At 68.4% G+C, this 22,397-nt stretch carries 29 protein-coding genes and 1 pseudogene; 15 read left to right on the top strand and 15 right to left on the bottom strand.

Features of this window, described 5'->3' with window-relative positions; translation table 11 throughout:
- Nucleotide 1 precedes the first annotated feature (1 nt).
- Nucleotides 2-286 (bottom strand): DUF1490 family protein, encoded by a 285-nt coding sequence (locus ACLBYA_RS26215; protein WP_447712384.1) that lies wholly within the window; start codon nucleotides 284-286, stop codon nucleotides 2-4.
- Here ACLBYA_RS26215 and ACLBYA_RS26210 point away from each other — a divergent pair.
- Together ACLBYA_RS26210 and ACLBYA_RS26205 are read left to right on the top strand one after the other, a co-directional pair.
- Nucleotides 275-1,240: pseudogene (locus tag ACLBYA_RS26210) on the top strand (permease); the annotation flags it as partial. The gene ACLBYA_RS26215 and the pseudogene ACLBYA_RS26210 overlap by 12 nt on opposite strands.
- Before the next feature lie 95 nt (nucleotides 1,241-1,335).
- Nucleotides 1,336-2,040, top strand: a complete 705-nt coding sequence (locus ACLBYA_RS26205; protein WP_447712383.1) for a TIGR03943 family putative permease subunit — start codon at nucleotides 1,336-1,338, stop codon at nucleotides 2,038-2,040.
- Here the strand turns inward: ACLBYA_RS26205 and ACLBYA_RS26200 are convergent.
- On the bottom strand, nucleotides 2,028-2,354 hold the full coding sequence (locus ACLBYA_RS26200; protein ID WP_447712382.1) for an ArsR/SmtB family transcription factor: 327 nt from the start codon (nucleotides 2,352-2,354) through the stop codon (nucleotides 2,028-2,030). The two genes, ACLBYA_RS26205 and ACLBYA_RS26200, sit on opposite strands and share 13 nt — an antisense overlap.
- A 96-nt stretch (nucleotides 2,355-2,450) precedes the next feature.
- Between ACLBYA_RS26200 and ACLBYA_RS26195 the strand changes: the two genes are divergently transcribed.
- Together ACLBYA_RS26195 and bluB are read left to right on the top strand one after the other, a co-directional pair.
- Nucleotides 2,451-3,647: an MFS transporter gene (locus ACLBYA_RS26195; RefSeq protein WP_447712381.1), complete on the top strand. Its 1,197-nt coding sequence runs from the start codon at nucleotides 2,451-2,453 to the stop codon at nucleotides 3,645-3,647.
- Nucleotides 3,648-3,656: 9 nt separating this feature from the next.
- The gene (gene bluB, locus ACLBYA_RS26190) at nucleotides 3,657-4,325 is read left to right on the top strand and encodes a 5,6-dimethylbenzimidazole synthase (RefSeq protein ID WP_447712380.1); all 669 of its coding nucleotides are present in this window, start codon (nucleotides 3,657-3,659) and stop codon (nucleotides 4,323-4,325) included.
- On the opposite strand, the gene rpsR is transcribed toward bluB, so the two are convergent.
- From rpsR to rpmB, 4 genes are read right to left on the bottom strand one after another with little or no spacing between them, the layout of a single operon-like run.
- The gene (gene rpsR, locus ACLBYA_RS26185; RefSeq protein ID WP_447712379.1) at nucleotides 4,313-4,564 is read right to left on the bottom strand and encodes a 30S ribosomal protein S18; all 252 of its coding nucleotides are present in this window, start codon (nucleotides 4,562-4,564) and stop codon (nucleotides 4,313-4,315) included. The two genes, bluB and rpsR, sit on opposite strands and share 13 nt — an antisense overlap.
- Nucleotides 4,564-4,869, bottom strand: coding sequence for a 30S ribosomal protein S14 (gene rpsN / locus ACLBYA_RS26180; protein ID WP_447712378.1), 306 nt, complete (start codon nucleotides 4,867-4,869; stop codon nucleotides 4,564-4,566). The genes rpsR and rpsN overlap by 1 nt, the downstream gene beginning before the upstream one ends.
- Complete coding sequence (gene rpmG / locus ACLBYA_RS26175) at nucleotides 4,869-5,036, bottom strand: 50S ribosomal protein L33 (protein WP_447712377.1); 168 nt, start codon at nucleotides 5,034-5,036, stop codon at nucleotides 4,869-4,871. Before rpmG ends, rpsN begins: the two co-directional genes overlap by 1 nt.
- Complete coding sequence (gene rpmB, locus ACLBYA_RS26170) at nucleotides 5,036-5,272, bottom strand: 50S ribosomal protein L28 (RefSeq protein ID WP_447712376.1); 237 nt, start codon at nucleotides 5,270-5,272, stop codon at nucleotides 5,036-5,038. Before rpmB ends, rpmG begins: the two co-directional genes overlap by 1 nt.
- Nucleotides 5,273-5,385: 113 nt before the next feature.
- Here rpmB and mrf point away from each other — a divergent pair, with 113 nt between their 5' ends.
- From mrf to ACLBYA_RS26150, 4 genes are read left to right on the top strand one after another with little or no spacing between them, the layout of a single operon-like run.
- Nucleotides 5,386-6,588 (top strand): ribosome hibernation factor-recruiting GTPase MRF, encoded by a 1,203-nt coding sequence (gene mrf / locus ACLBYA_RS26165; RefSeq protein WP_447712375.1) that lies wholly within the window; start codon nucleotides 5,386-5,388, stop codon nucleotides 6,586-6,588.
- Nucleotides 6,585-6,860 (top strand): type B 50S ribosomal protein L31, encoded by a 276-nt coding sequence (locus tag ACLBYA_RS26160; protein WP_447712374.1) that lies wholly within the window; start codon nucleotides 6,585-6,587, stop codon nucleotides 6,858-6,860. The genes mrf and ACLBYA_RS26160 overlap by 4 nt, the downstream gene beginning before the upstream one ends.
- Before the next feature lie 9 nt (nucleotides 6,861-6,869).
- Nucleotides 6,870-7,784: an MBL fold metallo-hydrolase gene (locus ACLBYA_RS26155; RefSeq protein WP_447712373.1), complete on the top strand. Its 915-nt coding sequence runs from the start codon at nucleotides 6,870-6,872 to the stop codon at nucleotides 7,782-7,784.
- Nucleotides 7,784-9,016, top strand: coding sequence for an SLC13 family permease (locus ACLBYA_RS26150; RefSeq protein ID WP_447712372.1), 1,233 nt, complete (start codon nucleotides 7,784-7,786; stop codon nucleotides 9,014-9,016). The genes ACLBYA_RS26155 and ACLBYA_RS26150 overlap by 1 nt, the downstream gene beginning before the upstream one ends.
- On the opposite strand, the gene rlmB is transcribed toward ACLBYA_RS26150, so the two are convergent.
- The 4 genes from rlmB to carD are packed head-to-tail and all read right to left on the bottom strand — an operon-like array spanning nucleotide 9,013 to nucleotide 12,368.
- A complete protein-coding gene (rlmB, locus tag ACLBYA_RS26145) occupies nucleotides 9,013-9,954 on the bottom strand; it encodes a 23S rRNA (guanosine(2251)-2'-O)-methyltransferase RlmB (RefSeq protein ID WP_447712371.1) in 942 nt (313 codons plus the stop codon). The two genes, ACLBYA_RS26150 and rlmB, sit on opposite strands and share 4 nt — an antisense overlap.
- A gap of 2 nt (nucleotides 9,955-9,956) precedes the next feature.
- Nucleotides 9,957-11,363, bottom strand: coding sequence for a cysteine--tRNA ligase (gene cysS / locus ACLBYA_RS26140; protein WP_447712370.1), 1,407 nt, complete (start codon nucleotides 11,361-11,363; stop codon nucleotides 9,957-9,959).
- 46 nt (nucleotides 11,364-11,409) lie between these two features.
- A complete protein-coding gene (gene ispF, locus ACLBYA_RS26135) occupies nucleotides 11,410-11,880 on the bottom strand; it encodes a 2-C-methyl-D-erythritol 2,4-cyclodiphosphate synthase (RefSeq protein WP_447712369.1) in 471 nt (156 codons plus the stop codon).
- On the bottom strand, nucleotides 11,880-12,368 hold the full coding sequence (gene carD / locus ACLBYA_RS26130) for an RNA polymerase-binding transcription factor CarD (protein WP_019512593.1): 489 nt from the start codon (nucleotides 12,366-12,368) through the stop codon (nucleotides 11,880-11,882). The genes ispF and carD overlap by 1 nt, the downstream gene beginning before the upstream one ends.
- Before the next feature lie 225 nt (nucleotides 12,369-12,593).
- On the opposite strand from carD, the gene ACLBYA_RS26125 reads away from it, so the two are divergent.
- The 3 genes from ACLBYA_RS26125 to disA are packed head-to-tail and all read left to right on the top strand — an operon-like array spanning nucleotide 12,594 to nucleotide 15,718.
- Entirely contained in the window at nucleotides 12,594-13,163 is a 570-nt protein-coding gene (locus ACLBYA_RS26125; protein ID WP_447712412.1) for a hypothetical protein, read from the top strand.
- A gap of 39 nt (nucleotides 13,164-13,202) precedes the next feature.
- On the top strand, nucleotides 13,203-14,597 hold the full coding sequence (gene radA / locus ACLBYA_RS26120; protein ID WP_447712368.1) for a DNA repair protein RadA: 1,395 nt from the start codon (nucleotides 13,203-13,205) through the stop codon (nucleotides 14,595-14,597).
- Nucleotides 14,598-14,638: 41 nt separating this feature from the next.
- Nucleotides 14,639-15,718 (top strand): DNA integrity scanning diadenylate cyclase DisA, encoded by a 1,080-nt coding sequence (disA, locus tag ACLBYA_RS26115; protein ID WP_447712411.1) that lies wholly within the window; start codon nucleotides 14,639-14,641, stop codon nucleotides 15,716-15,718.
- A 1-nt stretch (nucleotide 15,719) separates the two neighbouring features.
- On the opposite strand, the gene ACLBYA_RS26110 is transcribed toward disA, so the two are convergent.
- Nucleotides 15,720-16,505 carry a hypothetical protein gene (locus ACLBYA_RS26110; protein WP_447712367.1) on the bottom strand — a complete coding sequence of 262 codons (786 nt, stop codon included), beginning with the start codon at nucleotides 16,503-16,505 and terminating at the stop codon, nucleotides 15,720-15,722.
- 91 nt (nucleotides 16,506-16,596) lie between these two features.
- Nucleotides 16,597-17,217, bottom strand: a complete 621-nt coding sequence (locus ACLBYA_RS26105) for a carbonic anhydrase (RefSeq protein ID WP_447712366.1) — start codon at nucleotides 17,215-17,217, stop codon at nucleotides 16,597-16,599.
- 10 nt (nucleotides 17,218-17,227) lie between these two features.
- On the opposite strand from ACLBYA_RS26105, the gene ACLBYA_RS26100 reads away from it, so the two are divergent.
- Nucleotides 17,228-18,112: an A/G-specific adenine glycosylase gene (locus ACLBYA_RS26100; RefSeq protein ID WP_447712365.1), complete on the top strand. Its 885-nt coding sequence runs from the start codon at nucleotides 17,228-17,230 to the stop codon at nucleotides 18,110-18,112.
- A 1-nt stretch (nucleotide 18,113) separates the two neighbouring features.
- Here ACLBYA_RS26100 and ACLBYA_RS26095 read toward each other — a convergent pair whose 3' ends face one another.
- On the bottom strand, nucleotides 18,114-19,085 hold the full coding sequence (locus ACLBYA_RS26095; RefSeq protein ID WP_447712364.1) for a GlxA family transcriptional regulator: 972 nt from the start codon (nucleotides 19,083-19,085) through the stop codon (nucleotides 18,114-18,116).
- A gap of 71 nt (nucleotides 19,086-19,156) precedes the next feature.
- On the opposite strand from ACLBYA_RS26095, the gene ACLBYA_RS26090 reads away from it, so the two are divergent.
- Entirely contained in the window at nucleotides 19,157-19,435 is a 279-nt protein-coding gene (locus ACLBYA_RS26090; RefSeq protein ID WP_447712363.1) for a hypothetical protein, read from the top strand.
- Here the strand turns inward: ACLBYA_RS26090 and ACLBYA_RS26085 are convergent.
- Nucleotides 19,409-20,179, bottom strand: a complete 771-nt coding sequence (locus ACLBYA_RS26085; RefSeq protein WP_447712362.1) for an alpha/beta fold hydrolase — start codon at nucleotides 20,177-20,179, stop codon at nucleotides 19,409-19,411. The two genes, ACLBYA_RS26090 and ACLBYA_RS26085, sit on opposite strands and share 27 nt — an antisense overlap.
- A gap of 42 nt (nucleotides 20,180-20,221) precedes the next feature.
- Between ACLBYA_RS26085 and mhuD the strand changes: the two genes are divergently transcribed.
- Both mhuD and ACLBYA_RS26075 read left to right on the top strand, forming a co-directional pair.
- Nucleotides 20,222-20,533, top strand: coding sequence for a mycobilin-forming heme oxygenase MhuD (gene mhuD / locus ACLBYA_RS26080; RefSeq protein WP_447712361.1), 312 nt, complete (start codon nucleotides 20,222-20,224; stop codon nucleotides 20,531-20,533).
- Nucleotides 20,514-21,860 (top strand): serine hydrolase, encoded by a 1,347-nt coding sequence (locus ACLBYA_RS26075; protein WP_447712360.1) that lies wholly within the window; start codon nucleotides 20,514-20,516, stop codon nucleotides 21,858-21,860. Before mhuD ends, ACLBYA_RS26075 begins: the two co-directional genes overlap by 20 nt.
- Here ACLBYA_RS26075 and ACLBYA_RS26070 read toward each other — a convergent pair.
- Nucleotides 21,857-22,393 carry a histidine phosphatase family protein gene (locus ACLBYA_RS26070; protein WP_447712359.1) on the bottom strand — a complete coding sequence of 179 codons (537 nt, stop codon included), beginning with the start codon at nucleotides 22,391-22,393 and terminating at the stop codon, nucleotides 21,857-21,859. The two genes, ACLBYA_RS26075 and ACLBYA_RS26070, sit on opposite strands and share 4 nt — an antisense overlap.
- Between the last annotated feature and the right edge of the window lie 4 nt (nucleotides 22,394-22,397).

Below are 22,397 nucleotides of genomic sequence, written 5' to 3'. Positions count from 1 at the left end.
ATCAGTGGTCGTGGTCGTGGGCGCTGTCGGCGACGGCCGGTGGCGGCACTTCTTCGCCGATGCGCTCCCGGGCCTCCGCGACGACATCGGCGACGGTCAGGCGCGCGGACTCGGCACCCTCCTCCGCCTTGCGCACGCCGCGCAGCGCCCAGGCCGTCGCCGTGACGGAGGCTTCCCGGATCGGGGCTTTGGCGGCTGCCCGCTTGACTCCGTCATAAGCCACCGCACCGGCCATGCCGGTGATCACGGTAGCGGCTGCCTTGGCTAGAAACGCATGCAGGACCATCTCCCCACCCTAGACCTGTCGGCCGTGCAATTCACCCGATGTCGGGCGACTGGCACAATTGCTGCGGTGACGGCCGGAACGGGATCGACGCGCCGCATCGGCTCCATGCCGGTATTGGTGATCATCATCATCGGGCTTGCCCTGATCGGCACCACCGCACGCGATTTTGTTGCCACACATAGTGATATCGCTACCTTTGCAACTGTTTTCTGCGGGATCTTCGTACAGGCACTGCCCTTTCTCGCGTTGGGAGTCCTGATCAGCGGCGCGGTCGCCGCATTTGCCACACCGAACCGGCTGGCACGCTGGCTGCCCAAGCGCCCCGTTGCAGCCATTGCGGCCGCCGGTATCGGCGGGGCCGCACTGCCCGGATGCGAGTGCGGTTCGGTGCCGATCGCGCGCCGCCTGTTCGGCGACGGTGCCGTCGGCGCGGCGGCGTTGACGTTCATGCTCGCCGCGCCGGCCATCAACCCGGTGGTGCTGATCGCCACCGCTGTCGCCTTTCCCGGGGAGCCACTGATGGTGCTGGCGCGCTGCGTGGCATCACTGTTGACGGCGATGATCATGGGTGGGTTGTGGGCCCGGTTCGGGCAGCCGCGGTGGATCACCCGGCAGTTGCCGACGACTCACCATGCCGACGCCTCGCGGTTCACGGTGTTCACCGAGGCCGCCCGCCACGATTTCCTGCAGGCCGCATCGTTTTTGGTGCTCGGGGCCGCAGCGGCGGCCGCCCTACACGTGCTGGTGCCGGATTGGATGTTCGAACATCTGGCCGGGCAGCTTGTTCTGGGCATCCTGGTGATGGCCGTGCTCGCGGTGCTGCTGGCACTGTGCTCGGAAGCCGACGCCTTCGTCGCCGCCAGTCTGTCCATGCTGCCCCTGCTGCCTCGCCTGGTTTTCCTGGTCGTCGGTCCGGCCGTCGACATCAAACTGTTGGCCATGCAAGCCGGAATGTTCGGGCGCGCCTTCGCCGTTCGCTTTGCACCCGTCACGTTTGTGGTGGCCGTGCTGAGCGCCACCGGTGTCGGCCTGGTGGTGTTGGGGAACCGATGAGCCGCGAGACCGAGAACGCGCTACTGCTGCTGGTGGGGTTGTCCACCGCCATCATTGCCGCGACCGGCGCCTTCACCCGGTACGTGAAACCGTCTCTGCTGCCGTGGTTGTGGGCGTCGGCTGCGGTGCTCATCGCGTTGGCGCTGATCGCCATCATCGGCGATATCCGGCGCGGCCGCTCCGCGGACCATGTTCATGATGGGCACCAGCACCGCTCGGGTGTCGTCTGGCTGCTGGTGATCCCCGTCGCCCTGTTGGCCTTCGTCGTCCCGCCCGCGCTGGACCCGCAGTCGGTTCGCCCCGCTGCCGCCGTGGATGCGCCGCGTCGACCGTTCCCGGCGCTGCCCGCCGGAACGGCACCCGAGATATCGCTGCCCGAACTGCTGACCCGCGTCGCACAGGACTCGGCCGCCACCTTGCTCGACCGGCCGGTCACGGTCACCGGGTTCACGATTCGTGATGGTGAGCGCACCCTGCTGGGCCGGATCGTGATCCTGTGTTGTGCCGCGGATGCCCAACTCGCCAGCGCCGAGCTCGTCGGCCCGGCGGCCGCCGCCGCGACGGCGCTACCGGACGGCAGCTGGGTGCGGGTGCGCGGTCAGGTACCCGCCGAGCAGTTGACGCAACGCACCGCGGTGCCCGACTTCAGCATCGAGGAGGTGGCCCGGATTCCCGAACCGGAGAACACCTACAGCTTTTGATCGGCATCCCGGTTGGCGCCGGTGACCACGCTGCCCAGCAGCCCCGGCAGGACGGCCTCGACATCGTCGAAACGCAACCGCTGGTAGGTCAGTCCGTCGATGATCAGGCGTTCGGTGACACCGGCCTCACGCAGGATCTTGAAGTGGTGGGTGGCTGTGGACTTGTTGATGCCGTCATACAGCGCGCCGCACTGTATCGGCGTCCCGGCGTTGAAGAGCCGCCGCACCACTTCGAGGCGGATGGGGTCGTGGATGGCGCCGAGAACCTGCTGCACAGTTCCCACTCGCGGTAGTGCTGCCACCTGCTCGGGCATAAAGCCGTCCTGATCCGGGTTTGGTATTTGTCGAACCGAGCGTACTCTCGACTGGGTTCGATATCCATCAAACCCCACAGTTGGAGGTGCCCGCAGATGGTCGCGATCGATCGGGCCGGCGACACCCAGCGGTGGGCCTATCCCCTGCTGCTGATCCTCAGCGGTGTCGCACTGGGAGTCTCGGGCCTGCCCGCTCCGCTGTACGGCATCTACGAGGCCAACTGGCACCTGTCACCGCTCGCGACGACCATCGTCTTCGCGGTGTACGCCATCGCCGCACTGGCCGCCGTACTGGTATCGGGCAAGATCTCCGACGTCGTCGGGCGCAAACCGGTGCTCATCGGGGCACTGATCGCCCTGCTGATCGGACTCGGGGTGTTCCTGATCGCCGACAGCATGGCCATGCTGTTGCTCGCCCGCACCATCCACGGTGCCGCGGTGGGGTCCATCGTGGTGGCCGGCGCGGCCGCCCTGCTGGACCTGCGGCCCGATCGCGGTGTGCGCACCGGGCAACTCAGCGGTGTCAGCTTCAACATCGGGATGACCATCGCGATCCTCGGGTCGGCCCTGTTGGCCCAGTACGCGCCGCACCCGCTGCGCACCCCCTATGCCGTGGTCGCGGTGATCTGCCTGATCGTCGGTGTCGGCGTGCTGGCCCTGCGCGAACCGCACACCAGCCGTACCCGCGGTCCGATCCGGATCGCCAAACCGGCGGTGCCCCAGCAGATCCGTGGCGACTTCTGGTTCTCGGCGCTGGGCGCCATGGCGTCCTGGTCGGTGCTCGGGGTGCTGTTGTCGCTGTACCCGTCGCTCGCGGCGCGCCAGACCCATATCGACAACCTGGTGTTCGGCGGTGCCGTCGTCGGCGCCACGGCTTTCGCCGCCGCCCTCGCCCAGCTGGCCGCCACCCGGCTGCCCGCCAAGTACTCGGCGATCATCGGCGATATCGGGATGGCCGCATCGCTGTTGCTGACCATCCCGGTGCTGCTGACCCACCGCGCCGAGCTGGTGTTCGTCGCCGCCGCACTGCTCGGCGCAACCTTCGGACTGGGTTTCGGCGGGTCGCTGCGGCATCTGTCCGATGTCGTGCCCGCCGACCGGCGCGGTGAGACGATGTCGGCGTTCTACCTGCTGGCCTACACGGCGATGGCGGTTCCCACATTGGTCGCCGGCTGGGCCGCCACCCGGTGGGATCTGGCGCGGGTGTTCCCCTGGTTCGCCGGCGCGGTCGCGCTGGCCTGCCTGGGCGCGGCCATCGCGGGATTACGCAGCACCAGAAGGTCGGTCACCTAAGCTGCGGGGGTGAGCGATCCCGCGTTCAGCACCGTCGAGCGTCAGGCCGTCTACCGCGCCATCGCCGAACGGCGCGATATGCGCCGATTCGTCCCGGGCGCCACCGTCGAACCCGAGGTACTGGCCCGCCTGCTACAGGCCGCCCACGCCGCGCCCAGTGTCGGACTGATGCAACCGTGGCGGTTCATCCGGATCACCGATGACGCCCTGCGCCAGGCCATGCATGCGCTCGTCGATCAGGAGCGGCTGCGCACCGCCGACGCACTGGGTGCGCGCGGTGACGAGTTCCTGGCGCTGAAGGTGGAGGGCATCCTGGACTGCGCCGAGTTGCTGGTGGTGGCCTTGGGCGAGGGCCGTCGCCGCCATGTCTTCGGCCGGCGGACCATGCCGCAGATGGACCTGGCGTCGGTGTCCTGCGCCATCCAGAACCTGTGGCTCGCGGCACGCGCCGAGGGCCTCGGTATGGGCTGGGTGTCGATCTTCGAACCGGCCAAGCTGGCCACCCTGCTCGGCATGCCCGACGAGGCCGAGCCGGTGGCCATCCTGTGCCTGGGCCCGGTCCCGGCTTTTCCGGACCGGCCGGCCCTGGAGATCGACGAGTGGACCCACGGTCGCCCGCTCTCGGATTTCGTCTCCGAGAACGGTTGGACCGCTGCGGTTTCGAACTACGGCCCGTAGGGCAGCAGCGCCATCTCGCGGGCGTTCTTGATGGCGGTGGCCACCTTGCGCTGCTGCTGCGGGGTGAGACCGGTGACCCGCCGTGACCGGATCTTGCCGCGGTCGGAGATGAAGGTGCGCAGCACCGAGACATCCTTGTAGTCGACATCGGTGATGCCGAGGGCCTTGAACTTGTTGACCCGGGGCTTCTTGATCTCGATGGGTGCCGGACGACGTTTCTTGGCCGTGCTGCCTGCCATCACCAACTCGCTTTCCGCACACCGGGCAGTTCACCGCGGTGTGCCAACTCCCGGACCCGCACCCGCGACAACCCGAACTTGCGCAGATGCCCGCGCGGCCGACCGTCCACCGAATCCCGGTTGCGTACCCGCACCGGGCTGGCGTCACGGGGCATGCGCTGCAGCGCGGCCTGGGCGGCTACCCGCTGTTCGGCGGTGCTGCCCGGCTTGCGGATGATCTCCTTCAGTTCGGCCCGACGCTCGGCATGACGCTCGACGGTCTGTCGCCGCCGGTCATTGGCGACGATCTTGGATGTCTTGGCCATCAGCGCTCCTCACGGAAATCGACGTGCTTGCGGATCACCGGGTCGTACTTCTTGAGGACGAGCCGGTCCGGATCGTTGCGCCGGTTCTTGCGGGTGACGTACGTATATCCGGTTCCGGCAGTGGATTTGAGCCGGATGACCGGCCGGATATCGGTGCTCTTGGCCATCAGATCTTCTTCCCTTCACGGCGCAGCCGCGCCACCACGGCCTCGATCCCGTCGCGATCGATGACCTTGATGCCTTTTGCACTGACCCGCAACCGGATTCGGCGGTCTTCGGACGGCAGGTAGTAGGTCTTGGTCTGGATGTTCGGGTTCCAGCGACGACGGGTGCGCCGGTTCGAGTGCGACACGCGGTTACCGAAACCCGGTGCGCGCCCGGTGACCTGGCAGGTGGCGGACATCGACTCCCTTTCATGCACGGTCATTAATGAAAATGATTTTCGACAAGTGGACGGCAACACGGTAGCGTACGGACGGACATAATGACAATCGTTACCAATAAGGGTGTGATGACATGCGGACGCCGGTGCTGCTGGTAGCCGGACAGGGTGCCCGGACCGAGGTGGTCGATCTACTGGTCCGAACACCGGGCACCATCGCCGTCGGGTATGCCACCGACGGACACGTGGTGCTGCGGAACGTCACCGGGATGCGCGACGAGAAGCGGCTCATCTCGCAATGGCCCATCGAACTCGCGGGTGGTTGCGTCACCTGCACCATCCGCAACGACCTGCTGATCCTGCTGCGCCGACTACATCGTCGTGACGATGTCACGCGCATCGTGGTCGAGCTGATGGATTGGATCGACCCGGAATCGATCTGCACCGCCATCAACGAACTCCCGGTGGTGGTCGGACCCGGTTACATCGACGGACCCGCGAGCCGGGATGTCGTCATCAACGCGGTGATCACCACCATCGACACATCGGTGTGGTTGGCCCAGGCGCTCGGCGATGACGATCTGGACGGCGCACGGACGGTGGCGCAGGTATCGGTCGGTCAGGCCGCCTTCGCCGACGTCCTGGTACTGACCGAGGCCGAGCCCAACACCTTGGCGGTGCTGCGCCGGCTGACCCCGCGGGCCCGCATCACCGTCGGCCTGGGCCAGGTCGACACCGCGCTGGCCAACCTGGATCCGCAGGCGCGCCGCGGCTTCAGCGACGATCCGCACGATTCACTGCTGGCCGGCCAACCGCCGCTGCGCCCGGCCGGCGAAGTGACGCTGCTGGAGTTCAACGCGCGCAGGCCTTTTCATCCCGACCGCCTGCATCAGGCCATCGACGACCTGCTCGACGGGGTGGTCCGGGTGCGCGGCCGCGCCTGGTTGGCCAGCCAACCCGATGCCGTGGTGTGGATCGAATCGGCCGGCGGCGGCCTGGGGGTCGGTAACGCCGGGCGATGGCTGGCCGCGATGACCGAACACGAACGCGCCTATGCCGATCCGGAGCGCATCGCGCTGGCGGCCTCCCAGTGGGACGACCGGTTCGGTGACCGGCACATCGCGTTGACCGCCTTGGTCTGCGGAGCGGCACCGGAGGTCATCACCGGTGCGTTGAACCGCGCGCTGCTCACCGATGCCGAACTCGCCGACCCCGATACCTGGGCCGACTACCCCGATCCGTTCGGGGACTGGCACGAGGATCCGTGTGCCGATCTGCCCGAAGGCGTCTCGGTGACCGACGAACACCATGGAACAGAAAACGGAGAAACGCTGTGAAACCCGGAGTCCACCCCGACTATCACCACGTCGTCTTTCAGGACGCCAATACCGGCAAGCAGTTCCTGACCCGTTCGACGGTCACGAGTGATCGCACCGTCGAATTCGAGGGCGGCACCTACCCGCTGGTGATCGTCGACGTGACCGCGGATTCGCACCCGTTCTGGACCGGCACGAGCCGTCTGATGGACACCGCCGGGCAGGTGGAGAAGTTCCGCCGCCGCTACGGACTTGGGGACGGCTCCCAGGATCGGCGCAGCAGCGCAACCTAGGCTGGCCCCATGCGCCTCAAGGCCGGCCGCCCCGATATCGACGACTACGCGCGATACTTCGATCTCGAGGCGGCCGGGCCGGGCGCACCGGTCACGGTGACCTGGGCCGGGGTGACCACCCTGCTGATCGACGACGGCGACTCGGCGGTCATGACCGACGGGTTCTTCAGCAGGCCCTCGCTGCTGCAAGTCGGACTGGGCCGCATCGCACCATCGGAACCCCGTATCGACGGCTGCCTGGGCCGGCTCGGGGTGCGCAGACTGGCCGCGGTGCTGCCCGTACACACACACTTCGACCATGCGATGGACTCGGCGGTGGTGGCCGCGCGCACCGGCGCGGCGCTGATCGGCGGATCATCGGCCGCCCATATCGGTCACCGGCTGCCGGCCGAGCAGGTGGTGGTGGCCGACCCGGGGACGCCGGTTGACGCCGGCGCCTATGACATCACCCTGATCGTCGGTGACCACTGCCCGCCCGACCGGTTCCCCGGCGTCATCAGTGCACCCGTGACACCGCCGGTGCGGGCCTCGGCGTACCGCTGCGGTGAGGCCTGGTCGACCCTGATCCGGCATCGCCCGACCGGTCGCACCATGCTGATTGTCGGCAGTGCGGGGTTCGTCCCGGGTGCCCTGGCGGGGTACCGCGCCGAGGTCGTCTACCTCGGCATCGGACAGCTGGGCCTGCAACCGGAGCGCTACCTGACCGACTACTGGCACGAGACCGTGCGCAGCGTCGGGGCACGGCGCGTCGTGCTGATCCACTGGGACGATTTCTTCCGACCGCTGGACCGGCCGCTGCGCGCCCTGCCGTATGCCGGTGACGATCTGGACGCCTCGATGCGGGTGCTGACCCGGCTGGCCGACGCCGACGGTGTGAGCCTGCACCTGCCCACGCTGTGGCAGCCCAGCGATCCCTGGCGCTGATGAGTCTGATCCTGTCGGCCGGCCTGCTGGCCCTGGTCCTGGTGTTCGCGATGGTGCGCCCGCACGGCTGGCCGGAGGTCGTCGTCGCCGCGCCCGCCGCGGCCCTGCTGGTCGGCACCGGCATGGTGCACATCGACGAGGCCGGGGTCGTCATCGGCGAGCTGCTCCCGGTGGTCGGTTTCCTGGCCGCGATCCTGGTGCTGGCCCGGCTGTGTGATGACGAGGGCCTGTTCCACGCCGCCGGGGTGGCGATGGCGCGGCTGAGCTCCGGTGACCCGCGCCGGCTTTTCGGCGCGGTGTTCGTGCTCGCCGCGGCGACGACGGTGGTGCTCAGCCTCGACGCGACGGTGCTGCTGCTGACCCCGGTGGTGCTCGCCACCGCACGCACCATGACCGCGCCGCCGCGGCCGCACGCCTATGTCACCGCGCATCTGGCCAACAGCGCCTCCCTGCTGCTGCCGGTGTCCAATCTGACCAACCTGCTGGCGTTCGCCGCGGCGGGCATCTCGTTCGCCCATTTCGCCGCGGTGATGGCGCTGCCGTGGCTGGCGGTGGTGGCCGTCGAATACCTGTTGTTACGTCTGTTCTTCCGGCGCGAGCTGCGCCCGATCCCACACGAGCGTCAACCCGACCCGCCCGCCGAGATCCCGGTCTTCGTGCTGGTGGTGCTGGCCGCAACCCTCGTCGGTTTCGCCGTCACCTCGTTGTTCGATCTGTCGCCGGCCTGGGCCGCCCTGGCCGGTGCGGTGGTACTCGGGATACACGGCCTGGCGCAGCGCCGCAGCACCGTCCGCGGCATCGTCGCATCCGTCGACATCCCATTCCTGGTGTTCGTGCTGTGCCTGGGTGTGGTGGTGCACGCGGTGGTCACCCACGGGTTGGGCGGCGCGATGAAAACCCTGGTGCCGCATGGCACCTCGCTACCCGCGCTGCTGGCCATCGCCGGTGTCGCGGCACTGCTGGCCAATGTGGTGAACAACCTGCCCGCGGTGCTGGTGCTGCTGCCGGTGGTCTCCGGTGCGGGCACCGCCGCCGTGCTCGCGGTGCTCATCGGGGTCAACCTGGGCCCGAATCTCACCTACCCGGGATCACTGGCGAATCTGTTGTGGCGCGGGGTGGTTCACCGCGAGGGCCTACGGGCCGGGGCCGCCGAGTTCAGCCTGATCGGACTGCTCACCACCCCGGTGGCACTGGTCGCCGCGGTGGTGTGCCTGTGGGCGGTCGCGGCTTAACCGCGCCGCTGACGCGCGATCTCGGCGAGCACCACACCCGCGGCCACCGACGCGTTCAGCGATTCGGTGGGCCCGGCCATCGGGATCGAGACGATGGCATCGCAGTTCTCCCGCACCAGCCGCGACAGTCCCTTGCCCTCCGAGCCCACCACGACCACCGTCGGGCCCGAGGCGTCCAACTCGTCGAGGGTGGTGTCGCCACCGGCGTCCAGACCGACGATCTGCAGGCCGGCGTCGGCATAGCTCTTCAGCGTGCGGTTCAGATTGGTCGCCCGCGACACCGGAAGTCGTGCTGCCGCACCGGCACTGGTGCGCCAGGCCACCGCCGACACCGACGCCGAGCGGCGCTGCGGGATGACCACCCCGTGCCCGCCGAAGGCGGCCGTCGAGCGGACGATGGCACCCAGGTTGCGCGGATCGGAGATGTTGTCCAGCGCCACCAGCAACGCCGGGATGCTGTCGCGCTGGGCAGTCTTGAGCAGATCGTCGGGGTGGGTGTAGACGTACGGCGGCACCTGCAGCGCGAGCCCCTGGTGCAGACCGTTACTGGCGATGCGGTCCAGATCGTGTTTCTGGACCTCCAGGATGGAGATCCCGGAATCGGCTGCGCGCTGGACGGATTCGGTGATCCGCTCGTCGGCGTCGACCCCGAGCATCACCCACAGTGCGGTGGCGGGCACCCCGGCGCGCAGGCATTCCACCACCGGGTTGCGGCCCAGCACGACCTCGACCTCGTCGGTCTTGCGGTGCCTGCCCTGCGCGGCCCGGGCCGCCTTGGCGGCCTTCTTGGCGGCCGGATGGTGCGGCCGGTCCTTGGCGGCCGGCGTGGCCTTCTTGCCCTCCAGACCGCGGCGGCGTTGACCGCCCGAGCCCACGGTCGGGCCCTTCTTGGTGCCCTCCTTGCGGATGGCCCCGCGGCGCTGCGAATTACCGGCCATGACTACTCAGCCCCCTCAGACAGCGACCACTGCGGTCCATCCGCGGTATCGGTGACCTCGATCCCGGCCGCCTTGAGACGGTCCCGGATGGCGTCGGCGGCGGCCCAGTCGCGCTTCTCCCGGGCCTCGGCCCGGCCCGCCAGCGCCCAGTGCACCAGGACGTCGACGGCGGCCAGGGCGGCCGAGGTCTCGTCACGGGTCTCCCAGCGCTCGTCGAGCGGATCACAGCCCAGGATGCCCATCATCGCGCGGATCGACCGGGCGGCGGCCATCGCGCCCTCGTGGTCACCGGCGTCGAGTGCCCGGTTGCCCTCGGCGCGTGCGGTGTGCACCTCGGCCAGCGCGATCGGCACCGAAAGGTCGTCGTCGAGGGCCGCCGCGAACTTGTCGGTCCAGGTGCCCGGTTCGATGGTGCCGACCCGGACCCGCACCCGGTGCAGGAAGTCCTCGATACCGGTGTAGGCCTTGGCCGCGTCGGCCAGCGCGTTCTCGGAGAACTCCAACATGGACCGGTAGTGCGCGCTACCCAGGTAGTAGCGCAGCTCGGCAGCGCGAACCCGTTGCAGCACAGCAGGAATGGCGAGCACGTTGCCCAGCGACTTGCTCATCTTCTCGCCGCCCATGGTGACCCAGCCGTTGTGCAGCCAGTACCGGGCGAACCCGTCGCCGGCGGCCTCGGCCTGGGCGATCTCGTTCTCGTGGTGCGGGAACACCAGATCCATACCGCCGGCGTGGATGTCGAATTCGGCGCCCAGGTACTCCTGGCACATGGCCACACATTCGGTGTGCCAACCCGGCCGGCCCGGACCCCACGGTGTCGGCCAGGACGGCTCGCCCGGTTTGGCGCTCTTCCACAGGGTGAAATCACGCGGGTCGCGCTTACCGGTGGCGACACCCTCACCCTGGTGCACATCGTCGATGCGGTGCCCGGAGAGCTTGCCGTACTCCGGCAGGCTCAGCACGTCGAAGTACACGTCGCCGTCACCGGCATACGCATGCCCGCGTTCGATCAATCGCTCGATCAGTTCGACCATCTGGGTGATGTGCCCGGTGGCGCGCGGTTCGGCCGACGGCGGAAGCACCCCGAGCGCCTCGTAGGCGCCGGTGAAGGCGCGCTCGTAGGTCGCGGCCCACTCCCACCACGGGCGGCCGGCGTCGGCGGCCTTGTTGAGGATCTTGTCGTCGATATCGGTGACATTGCGGATGAACGCGACGTCCAGGCCTTTGGCGGTCAGCCAGCGCCGCAGCACATCGAAGGCCACGCCGCTGCGCACGTGGCCGATATGGGGCAGCCCCTGGACGGTGGCACCGCAGAGGTAGATCGACACGTGCCCGGGGCGCAGCGGCACGAAATCACGGACGGCACCGGTGAGGGTGTCATACAGCCGCAGTCCAGTCACCCCGGCCAACCGTTCGCTCCGCTCACGACGGGCCAGCTTACCGGCCTGTCGAGGGTTATCTGACCACGAGGGCCGTGGCGATGGCCGCCAGCCCCTCACCGCGGCCGGTGAGCCCCAGCCCGTCGGTGGTGGTCGCCGATACCGATACCGGGGCACCGAGAATCTCGGACAGCAGCTGCTGGGCTTCCAGCCGGCGCGGGCCGATCTTCGGGCGGTTGCCGATGACCTGCACGACGGCATTACCCACCCGGAATCCCTGCGCATCGAGCAGGGTGCGGACATGTCGCAACATGTCCGCACCACTGACTCCACGCCACTGGGGTTGGTCGGTGCCGAACACGACACCGAGATCGCCGAGACCCGCGGCGCTCAACAACGCATCACAAAGCGCATGCGCAGCGACGTCACCGTCGGAATGACCGGCGCAACCGTCGGCATCTGCGAACAACAGGCACAGCAACCAACACGCCCTACCGGCCTCGATGGGATGAACGTCGGTCCCCTGACCGACGCGCAGATCCGTCACTAGGACGCGGCGGCCAACGCCTCGTCGAGGATGATCGTCGCCTTCTCGTCATCGGTGTTCTCGGCGAGCGCGAGCTCACCCACCAGGATCTGGCGAGCCTTCGCCAGCATCCGCTTCTCGCCGGCGGACAGTCCCCGCTCCTGGTCGCGACGCCACAGGTCACGAACCACCTCGGCGACCTTGTTCACGTCACCGGAGGCGAGCTTCTCCAGATTGGCCTTGTACCGGCGCGACCAGTTGGTCGGCTCTTCGGTGTGCGGCGCGCGCAGCACCTGGAAAACCTTGTCGAGACCCTCCTGGCCGACGACGTCCCGCACACCCACGTATTCGGCATTATCTGCAGGAACACGAACCGTGAGATCCCCCTGCGAAACCTTCAGGACGAGATACTCCTTCTGTTCGCCCTTGATGGTCCGGGTTTCGATAGCCTCGATCAACGCAGCACCGTGGTGTGGATAGACGACGGTGTCTCCGACCTTGAAAATCATCAGTTTCGAGCCCCTTTCACCAGTCGATCTTACCACGAGGCCCGGACCGGCGGGGAACAACAATGCAGGTCAGGGGCACCGCAGGTGGAGACTAGGGGTTGACAGGGCCGCGAAGACATGCAGTGGACGGGTGTCTGGGCGACCTCGGCTACCGCACCGAATCACCACCTACTACAGTGCATAGTCGAATCCGTAGGTGTTGAGCAGGAGGCTCCAGTGGTCGCAGTGAACCGCTTCGATGTGCGCGCGTCCCGACTGGTTGCCGGCGCCCTGATCGCCGGCCTCGCCCTCACCGGCTGCAGCGCCGGCCAGGTGTCGCAGAGCGCCAACCAGCAGCCCGCGGTCAACGGGACCGTCGACAATGTCGGAAAGATCGCGCTGCGCAACGTATTCCTGCGCGCCGCGCAGACCACCGACTACGTGCAGCCGGGCACCGATGTGGAACTGCTGTTCGCCGCCGCCAACGACTCCACCGATGTGGCCGACAAGCTGGTCTCGATCACCACCGATATCGGCACCGTCACCCTGACCGGTGACACCGTCGTGCCGGCCGGCGGCATCCTGATGGTCGGCAACCCCGACGGGCACGATGCGCTGGCCGCCGTCGAGCGCGAGGACGAGGTCACCGCCGAGGTGACACTGACCGAGCCCATCTCCAACGGCCTCACCTACGACTTCACCTTCAACTTCCAGAACGCCGGTTCAACCACCTTCACCGTGCCGATCTCGGCTGGTGAGGTGCCCCGCCGCGACGGCGAGCCCGTCGTCAGCGGCGGACACGGCGGCGGTCACTGAATCTGACGTTCTGTCGGTGTGGACGGCTAACGTTCACACGTGGCTTCGAAAGTACGTTCGCAATACCGGTGCTCGGAATGCAATCACGTCACCCCCAAATGGGTCGGTCGCTGCTCTGACTGCGGCACCTGGGGCACCGTCGACGAAGTCGTCGCGCTCACCTCACTGAACGGCAGTTCCACCCGCCGCGCCGTGGCACCGTCCTCACCCGCGGTGCCGATCACCTCGATCGATCCCGGCGTGACACGGCACCTGCCCTCCGGTGTGTCCGAGCTGGACCGCGTGCTGGGCGGCGGTCTGGTACCCGGATCGGTCTGCCTGCTCGCCGGTGACCCGGGCATCGGAAAGTCCACGCTGCTGCTCGAGGTCGCGCACCGCTGGGCCAGTACCGGTCGGCGCGCGCTGTATCTGTCCGGGGAGGAATCGGCCGGCCAGATCCGGTTGCGTGCCGAACGCACCGGATGCACCCATGACCAGATGTACCTGGCCGCCGAGTCCGACCTGCAGACCGCGCTCGGACACATCGAGGCGGTCCGGCCGAGCCTGGTGGTCGTCGACTCGGTGCAGACCATGTCCAGTGCCGAGACCGACGGTGTCACCGGCGGGGTGACCCAGGTCCGCGCGGTGACGACCGCGCTCACCTCGTACGCGAAGGCGGCAGGCCCGGACGGGGTTGCCATGCTGCTGGTCGGTCACGTCACCAAGGAGGGCGCCATCGCGGGTCCCCGCTCGTTGGAGCATCTGGTCGACGTCGTGCTGCACTTCGAGGGTGATCGGAGCTCCGCCCTGCGGATGGTGCGCGGGGTGAAGAACCGCTTCGGCGCTTCGGACGAGGTCGGCTGTTTCCTGATGCACGACAACGGGATCGAATGTGTCGCCGACCCGTCGGGGCTGTTCCGGGATGAGCGTTCGGCCCCGGTCTCCGGCACGGCGGTGACGGTCACCATGGACGGCAAGCGCCCGCTCATCGGCGAGGTGCAGGCGCTCATCGGCGCCGAGAAGACCGGCAGCCCGCGGCGCGCGGTGAGCGGTATCGACTCCGCCCGCGCGGCGATGATCACCGCCGTGCTGGAGAAACGCGTCAAACTGCCGCTCGGCCAGCACGACATCTACGTCTCCACGGTCGGCGGCATGCGCCTGACCGACCCGTCAGCGGATCTGGCGGTGGCGGTGGCGATCGCCTCCGCCTACACCGATATCGCGATGCCGGCCACGGCGGTCGCGATCGGCGAGGTAGGGCTGGCCGGTGATCTGCGCCGGGTCAGCGGGATGGATCGGCGCCTGGCGGAGGCTGCGCGACTGGGCTTCACCCACGCCGTGGTACCGCCCGGGGTCAAGGATGTGCCGGCCGGGCTGACGCTGACGGTCGCCGACGACATCACCACGGCATTGCGGCGGCTCCGCTCGATCGACGACAATGGCGGCCGATCCTAGGAGGCACGATGGCGGTGAAATCCAGAGGCAATCGCGGTGTGGTGCATCTGGCCCGCCCGACGCTGCGCGAGACGCTGGGCAGGCTGGCGCCGGGCACCGCGCTGCGCGACGGCCTGGAGCGGATCCTGCGCGGCCGCACCGGCGCCCTGATCGTGCTCGGCTACGACGACAGTGTCGAGGCCATCTGCGACGGCGGGTTCTCCCTCGACGTGCTCTACGCGCCGACCAGGCTGCGTGAGCTGTCCAAGATGGACGGTGCGGTGGTGCTGTCCACCGACGGCACCCGGATCCTGCGGGCCAACGTCCAACTGGTCCCGGACGCGTCCATCCCGACCGACGAATCCGGCACCCGGCACCGGTCGGCGGAGCGCACCGCGGTGCAGACCGGCTACCCCGTCATCTCGGTGAGCCACTCGATGAGCATCGTGACGGTGTACGCCGCAGGCGAGCGCCATGTCGTGCCCGACACCCCGACCATCCTGTCGCGGGCCAACCAGACCATCGCCACCCTGGAGCGGTACAAGTCCCGCCTCGACGAGGTCAACCGGCAGCTCTCCACCGCCGAGATCGAGGACTTCGTGACGCTGCGCGATGTGCTGACCGTCGCCCAGCGCCTCGAGATGGTGCGCCGGATCAGCCTGGAAATCGACGCCGATGTCGTCGAACTGGGCACCGACGGCCGCCAGCTCAAGCTGCAACTGGAGGAACTCGTCGGCGACAACGACACCGCCCGCGAGCTGATCGTGCGCGACTACCACGCCAACCCCGACCCGCCGAGTGCGGCGCAGGTCGGTGCCACGCTGGAGGAGCTGGACTCGTTGTCGGATAACGAGCTGCTCGACTTCACCACGCTGGCAAGGGTTTTCGGCTTCCCGTCCACGGTGGAGGCGCAGGATTCGGCGATGAGCTCGCGCGGCTACCGGGCGATGGCCGGTATTCCGCGGCTGCAGTTCGCCCATGTCGACCTGTTGGTGCGGTCCTTCGGTTCACTGCAGGGGGTGCTGGCGGCCAGCGCCACCGACCTGCAGTCGGTCGACGGCATCGGCTCGATGTGGGCCCGCCACATCCGGGAAGGCCTGTCCCAGCTGGCCGAGTCGACGATCGCCGACCAGCTGGCCTGACTCAGTTGCCCGGGGCGGCACCGCTGCCGTCATGGGGTGCGTCCGCCGCCGGCGGCGGCGCATCGACCGGCGGCGGGGCGGCCTCGGCGAGGATGAACGGCACCGTGGCCGACCGCAGATTGCCGAGCTGCACCACCAGGTTGTAGGTGCCCGGACCGATCGCTTCGCGCGGCAGTGGGCAGTTCGGCGCCGAACCCATGCCGGTCCAGGTGACCTCGGTGGTGACCTGCTCGCCGGGTGCGAACTCCTTGACCAGCGTTTCGTTCGACGGCGCGCAGTCCAGGTTCGACCACAGCCGATTGTTGTCCAGGGAGTACACGTAGGCGGCCAACACCGCGGCGCCGACATCACGCTTGCACGCCACCAGACCGATATTGGTGACGACCATGGTGAACTTCGGCTGATCGCCCATCACAAAGTCGGGGGCGCTGGTGATGCCCTTGACCGCCAGCGTCGAATCGGGGCAGTCCTCACCGGCCTGCAGCACCGGCGGCGGCACGACCGCGGCGGTCGGGGTGGGGGTCGGCGGTGGCGCGGCCTCGACGGGCGGGACCACCGGGGTCTTGACACCCGGCTCCTCCCCCGGCAGCGGGGTGGGCGCGGCGGCCGACGAGGCCGGGTCGGCCGATTCGGTGGCCGCGGGTTCGGATCCGCCGGACAGCGCGACGACGATCGCGACGATGCCGGCGACGAGTGCGATGACGACGACCGCGACCCCTATTGCCAGCGCTCTGCGACGCCGGTAGATCTCCGGTGGCAGCGGGCGGTGCGGTTCGGTGTCTAGCACGACCTCAACGGTAAGCCGCGGTCAGGTCAGCTTGTCCGAGGCGGTTCGGCGTGTCTTCCTGTGACCTTGCTTAGATCTTTTCGAGATCTGGTTAGACCTCGCCGATGTCACCGAAGCGGTTGCGCAGCTGCGCCCGGCCGTCGGCGAGGTGGTAGGTCAGGCCGACGATTGCCAGGTCACCCGAGCGGACCCGGTCGGCGATGACGGTGGAGCGGGCCATCAACTGCGAGGCGGTCTCCTCGACGTGGCGGGCCTCGAACTCGTCGACACGGGTCAAGCCGTCGCGGCGGCCCGCCAGGATGGACGGCATGACCCGCTCGACGATGTCGCGGATGTAGCCGCCGGGGATGTCACCCTCGTCGAGTGCGTTCAGGGTCGCCTTCACCGCGCCGCAGCTGTCATGGCCGAGGATCGCGATCAACGGCACGTTGAGCACACCGACGGCGTATTCGATGGACCCGAGCACTGCCGAATCGATGACATGCCCCGCGGTGCGGACCACGAACATATCGCCGAGACCCTGGTCGAAGATCAGCTCGGCGGCGACGCGGCTGTCACCACAACCGAACAGCACCGCGGTCGGCTTCTGCGCCTCGGTGAGCCGGGCGCGATCGTCGATGCCCTGGCTGGGATGCTCGGGCCGGCCGGCGACGAAGCGCTCGTTACCCTCTTTGAGTGCCTTCCACGCGGAGATCGGATTCGAGTTCGGCATGACCAGAAGTATGCCCCAGACCGAATACGGCATCGACTCGGATGAGCTGTTGACGTGGTTCGACCAGGCCGAGCGGGATCTGCCGTGGCGTCGGCCCGAGGTGTCGGCCTGGCAGATCCTGGTCAGCGAGTTCATGCTGCAGCAGACCCCGGTGAACCGGGTGGAACCGATCTGGCGGGACTGGATCGCGCGGTGGCCGACACCGTCGGCGACCGCGGCCGCCGGATCCGCCGAGGTGCTGCGCGCCTGGGGCAAGCTGGGCTACCCGCGCCGCGCCAAGCGACTGCATGAATGCGCGTCCGTCATCGCCGCCGATCACGGCGATGTGGTGCCCGACGACGTCGACACCTTACTGAGCCTGCCCGGTATCGGCGCCTACACCGCCCGCGCCATCGCGTGTTTCGCCTACCGCCAACGGGTCCCAGTGGTGGACACCAACGTCCGCCGGGTGGTCTCGCGGGTGGTACACGGGTGCGCCGAGGCCCCGGCCCGAGCCGGCGATCTCGCCGAGGCGGCCGCACTGCTACCGGAAGGCGATGCGGCGCCGCGGTTTTCGGCCGCACTGATGGAGCTGGGCGCAATCGTCTGCACGGCACGCAACCCGAAATGCGGACTGTGTCCGCTGGGCGCGTGTCGCTGGAAATCGGCCGGCTATCCCGCGGCCGACACCCCCGCTCGGCGGGTGCAGCGTTATGCCGGTACCGACCGTCAGGTCCGCGGCCGACTCCTGGATGTACTGCGAGCCAGTTCGGCTCCGGTGACCCGGGCGCAACTCGATATCGCCTGGACCACCGATACCGCTCAGCGCGACCGGGCCCTGGACTCGCTGCTGGTCGACGGGCTGGTCGAGCAGACCGCGGCGGGTCTGTTCGCCCTGGCGGGTGAGGGCGACTAGATCAGGCGGTCGCCTCACACGCGTCGTCACATGAGAATCGACGGCGGTAGTCCGACGGCGTGACGCCGATGATCCGCCGGAAGTGATGACGCAGCAGGGTCGCGGTGCCGAAGCCACAGCGATCGGCCACCCGGTCGACGTCCAGGTCGGTTTCCTCCAGCAGCCGGCGCGCGTACAGCACCCGTTGGTCGGTGACCCACTGCATAGGAGTGCGGCCGGTCTCGTCGACGAACCGGCGCGCGAACGTGCGTGCGGACATGTTGGCATGCGCCGCCATCGACGCGACGGTATGCGGTGTGTCCAGATTGGCCAGGATCCAGTCCAGCTGTGGGGCAAAGCCTTCCGAGTAGCGCGCCGGGATGGGCTGGTCGATGTACTGACGCTGACCGCCATCGCGTTGCGGCGGGACGACCATCCGGCGGGCGATCTTGTTGGTGACCTCGGCGCCATGTTCACGGCGCACCAGGTGCAGGCAGGCGTCGATACCGGCGGCGGTGCCGGCGCTGGTGATGAGATTGCCATCGTCGACGAACAGCACGTTGCGGTCGATGCGCGCGGTCGGATACGCCTCGGCGAGGTCGGCCGCATGCATCCAGTGCGTCGTGCAGGGCCTGCCGTCGAGCAGTCCGGCCGCACCGGCCAGGAACGCCCCCGAGCACACCGTCAGGATGGTCGATCCGTTCTCGGCGGCCTCCCGGACGGCGTCCAGCGCCGCAGGCAGGTAATTACTGCCAGCGATTGCCGGGATGGCCACCAGGTCGGCGCCGACCAGATCATCGAGGCCGTATTCGGGGGTGAGCGTGGCCCCGACCGCGGTGCGGATGGGCCGGCCGGCCTCGGGTCCGCAGACCTTGAAGTCGAAGTTGGGCACCCCGTCACCGGATCGGTCGATCCCGAAGACCTCGCAGATCACGCCGAACTCAAAAATCGCCAGACCGTCCAGCACCAGCACCGATACGCTCGATATCGCCATGGCAGCATTTTATCTCAGGGTGTCATTTCTGCCACTGTTGGCGGGATTTTATTCAATGGAGCATTACTGCCATGACCACAGCACTGACCTACCTCGCCCTCGCGGCGGTCCTACTCGCACCGTTCGCCCTCACCTACGCCCTGAGCCGCGCCGCCCGGCGCACCGGCATCCTGCGCCTGCACCTCGATCAGTTCCAACAGGCCACCCCGTTCGTCGGGCGGTTGTTCGGCAGTGACAGTGCCGAGGACCGCGACGGCCTGCGCAGCCAACACGATCTCGATGCCATCCGCAGCCGGTTCGAACAGGCTCCGTCCTGGCCGGCGTCAAGCGCGTCCGGCGAGCGCCGTTAGAAACCCGTGCACCGCGCCGCGGTAGGCCTCGGGGGCATCGTCGTGGATCAGATGCCCCGCCCCGGGTACTTGCAGATAGTTTGTGCGATGACCTATTTCGTGCATGCGCCGCATCTGCCCGGGCGGAGCGACGGTGCCCTCGGCCTCCAGCAGCAGCACCGGCGCACGCACGTCGCACCACTGCTGCCAGTAGTCCCGGGTGCCCCACTGCGCGGCGATCTCGATCCAGCGGGCGGTATGCCCGTGCAGTCGCCATCCGGTCGGGGTCCGGTCGAAGGCCTCCAGGAAGTACTGGCCCGCGACCGGACCGAATTCCCGATACACCTGCTCGGCGGAGGTGAACTCGACCGGCAGCGCATGCAACCACGGCTCCCACGGCCCGGTGGTGCGGCCGCGGAAGTCCGGTGCCATGTCCTCCACGACCAGCGCCGTCACCAGATCCGGGCGCCGCGCCGCCAGGCACCAGGAGTGCAATCCGCCCATCGAATGGCCGATCAGCGTGACCGGAGCACCCAGTTGCGATACCGCATCCTCGAGATCGGCGACGAACCGCTCGGTACTGATCGGGTGCGGATCCTCGACATCGCGGCCCCGGTGCCACGGGGCGTCATACGTGTACACCGCGCCGAACCCGGTCAGCCACGGCAGCTGGCGTGACCAGGTGCTGCCCCGCCCCATCAGCCCGTGCACCAGAATCAGCGGGGCACCGGTACCCCCGCGACAGGTCAGAAGTTCGGTCTGCATGCCGTCATCCTGCCGGGGCCGGGCACGGGTAGCCTCATGCACATGCCCGTCGTGAAGATCAATGCCATCGAGGTGCCGGCCGACGCAGGCCCGGAACTTGAGAAGCGGTTCGCGCACCGCGCCCATGCCGTCGACAACCAGCCCGGATTCCTCGGCTTCCAGCTGCTGCGTCCGATCAAGGGAGAAAACCGCTACTTCGTGGTGACCCAGTGGGAGTCCGACGAGGCCTTCCAGGCGTGGGCCCAGGGCCCGGCCGTGGAGGCGCACGCCGGTCAGCAGACCAAGCCAGTTTCCACCGGCGCCTCGCTGCTGGAGTTCGAGGTTGTGTTGGACGTTGCGGGGACCAGCAAGTAGCAGGCCGCGGCGCGCCATCGCAGTAGCGGCGCTGGCCACCTCCGCCGTCATCGCGGCCGGCGGCTGCGCGCACACCGGGCCGCCGGTGGCCGAGGCTGCCTACGGCATGCACATCGAGACCAACACCCCGCAGGGACTGCGCGCCAAACAGCTGCTGGACATGGTCAACTCGGACTGGCCGATCGGCGTGGTGCCCGTCGCGACACTGGCCGCGCCGCGTGAGGTGGAGTTCGTCGCCGGCGCCATGGACCGGCTCTGGGCCGACCGGCCCATCACGGTCACCGCGATGTCGCTGGGCGCCGGTCAGGCGACCCTGCATGTACGCAACTCGTACAACATCGAGCAGAAGATCGAGATGCGCACCGGCGAGGGCGGTCTCGTCGACCGCTTCGAGGTGACCGTCGATCAGCCCCGCATCGGGCAGTGGTCCGATATCGACGCCGAGATCAAGAAGTCCGGCGCCGAGTACGCGTATCAGGTGTCCAAGGTCTCCGACGGCAACTGTGAGCAGGTGGCGGGCACCGATGTCGACCACTCCATGCCGCTGGCCTCCATCTTCAAGCTCTATGTGCTGCTCGCACTGGCCGACGGCGTCCACGCGGGCACCATCGGCTGGGACGAACAACTGGTCATCACCAAGGAAGACAAGGCCGTCGGCTCTGCGGGGTTCAACGACCTCGACCCCGGGGCCACGGTATCGGTACGAGACGCCGCGCAGCAGATGATCTCGGCCAGCGACAACATGGCCACCGACATGCTGATGAACCGGCTGGGCCCGGGCGCTCTGCAGCGCGCACTGGTCACCGCAGGCCATCACGACCCGGCCGCGATGACACCCTTCCCCACCGCGCACGAACTGTTCTCCATCGGCTGGGGCAGGCCCGATGTCCGCGAGGAATGGAAGACCGCGAGCCCGCAGCGCCGGGCCGCGATGTTGGCGAACACCAGAACCCTGCCGTACGAACCGGATCCGATGCTCACCCGGGTGCCGGCCTCGCCCTACGGTATCGAGTGGTACGGCACCCCGATGGACATCTGCCGGGTGCACGCCGCGCTGCAGGCCGCCGCCACCGGACCCGCCGCACCGGTGCGCGACATCCTCTCGGCCACACCGGGTATCGAACTCGACCGCTCCCGGTGGGACTACATCGGCGCCAAGGGTGGCAACCTGCCCGGTGACCTGACCTTCAGCTGGTACGCCGAGGACCGCAACGGGCAGGGCTGGGTGGTCAGTTACCAGCTGAACTGGCCGCAGTACCGCAGCCTGACCGCCGCGACCTGGTTGCTGTCGATCGCCACGCAGTCCTTCGCACTGATCCCGGACTAGTACCGCAGCGTCCAGGACCGCCCGCGGTGGTGCAGCACGGTCTGGCTGACCGGCCCGATATCGATGCGCCAGAACGATTTCGGGGGCGCATCGAGTGCGTACATGATCGCGGCACGGATGAGCGCCGGGTGGGTCACCGCGATATTCCTGCCGCCTCGGGCGGCGACATCGCCGAGCCAGTCGCCGACCCGGCGGCACAGCGCGACGATGGATTCGCCGCCGTGTGGGGTCGCTGCGGGATCGGTGAGCCACACCGCGAGATCCTGGCCGTCGAGCGCATCGAGGGTGCGCCCGCACCATCCGCCGTGGTCGAGGTCGGCCAGCACGGGGTCGACGACCGCCGTGCCGAGGGCTTCGGCGGTCTGTCTGGTCCGCAGTTCCGGACCGCACGACAGCTCACCCTCGAGCGGGTGCAGACCGCCGAGTTGCCGACGGCCCAGATCGTTCAGCGGTTCGTCGGCGGGGAATCGTCCGGCTGACATCGCATCGGTCATGGCATGCGAGATGAGCGTCAGCCGGACGACCTCACTCATGACG

The sequence above is a fragment of the Mycobacterium sp. C31M genome (assembly GCF_053345865.1).
The sequence above is the reverse complement of the archived record's forward strand: the minus strand, read 5'-3'. Positions and strand labels throughout refer to the sequence as shown.

Excerpts from the sequence above, each read along its gene's own strand:
- rpsN (WP_447712378.1), bottom strand. The coding sequence starts at position 4,869 with ATGGCCAAGACATCCAAGATCGTCGCCAATGACCGGCGGCGACAGACC.
- ACLBYA_RS26095 (WP_447712364.1), bottom strand. The coding sequence starts at position 19,085 with ATGGCGATATCGAGCGTATCGGTGCTGGTGCTGGACGGTCTGGCGATT.
- rpmG (WP_447712377.1), bottom strand. The coding sequence starts at position 5,036 with ATGGCCAAGAGCACCGATATCCGGCCGGTCATCCGGCTCAAATCCACT.
- rlmB (WP_447712371.1), bottom strand. The coding sequence starts at position 9,954 with ATGGCCGGTAATTCGCAGCGCCGCGGGGCCATCCGCAAGGAGGGCACC.
- mrf (WP_447712375.1), top strand. The coding sequence starts at position 5,386 with ATGCGGACGCCGGTGCTGCTGGTAGCCGGACAGGGTGCCCGGACCGAG.
- ACLBYA_RS26205 (WP_447712383.1), top strand. The coding sequence starts at position 1,336 with ATGAGCCGCGAGACCGAGAACGCGCTACTGCTGCTGGTGGGGTTGTCC.
- ACLBYA_RS26085 (WP_447712362.1), bottom strand. The coding sequence starts at position 20,179 with ATGCAGACCGAACTTCTGACCTGTCGCGGGGGTACCGGTGCCCCGCTG.
- ACLBYA_RS26195 (WP_447712381.1), top strand. The coding sequence starts at position 2,451 with ATGGTCGCGATCGATCGGGCCGGCGACACCCAGCGGTGGGCCTATCCC.
- carD (WP_019512593.1), bottom strand. The coding sequence starts at position 12,368 with ATGATTTTCAAGGTCGGAGACACCGTCGTCTATCCACACCACGGTGCT.
- ACLBYA_RS26155 (WP_447712373.1), top strand. The coding sequence starts at position 6,870 with ATGCGCCTCAAGGCCGGCCGCCCCGATATCGACGACTACGCGCGATAC.
- ACLBYA_RS26150 (WP_447712372.1), top strand. The coding sequence starts at position 7,784 with ATGAGTCTGATCCTGTCGGCCGGCCTGCTGGCCCTGGTCCTGGTGTTC.
- ACLBYA_RS26105 (WP_447712366.1), bottom strand. The coding sequence starts at position 17,217 with ATGCCGAACTCGAATCCGATCTCCGCGTGGAAGGCACTCAAAGAGGGT.
- ACLBYA_RS26100 (WP_447712365.1), top strand. The coding sequence starts at position 17,228 with ATGCCCCAGACCGAATACGGCATCGACTCGGATGAGCTGTTGACGTGG.
- ACLBYA_RS26215 (WP_447712384.1), bottom strand. The coding sequence starts at position 286 with ATGGTCCTGCATGCGTTTCTAGCCAAGGCAGCCGCTACCGTGATCACC.
- rpsR (WP_447712379.1), bottom strand. The coding sequence starts at position 4,564 with ATGGCAGGCAGCACGGCCAAGAAACGTCGTCCGGCACCCATCGAGATC.
- mhuD (WP_447712361.1), top strand. The coding sequence starts at position 20,222 with ATGCCCGTCGTGAAGATCAATGCCATCGAGGTGCCGGCCGACGCAGGC.
- rpmB (WP_447712376.1), bottom strand. The coding sequence starts at position 5,272 with ATGTCCGCCACCTGCCAGGTCACCGGGCGCGCACCGGGTTTCGGTAAC.
- ACLBYA_RS26090 (WP_447712363.1), top strand. The coding sequence starts at position 19,157 with ATGACCACAGCACTGACCTACCTCGCCCTCGCGGCGGTCCTACTCGCA.
- ACLBYA_RS26070 (WP_447712359.1), bottom strand. The coding sequence starts at position 22,393 with ATGAGTGAGGTCGTCCGGCTGACGCTCATCTCGCATGCCATGACCGAT.
- ACLBYA_RS26200 (WP_447712382.1), bottom strand. The coding sequence starts at position 2,354 with ATGCCCGAGCAGGTGGCAGCACTACCGCGAGTGGGAACTGTGCAGCAG.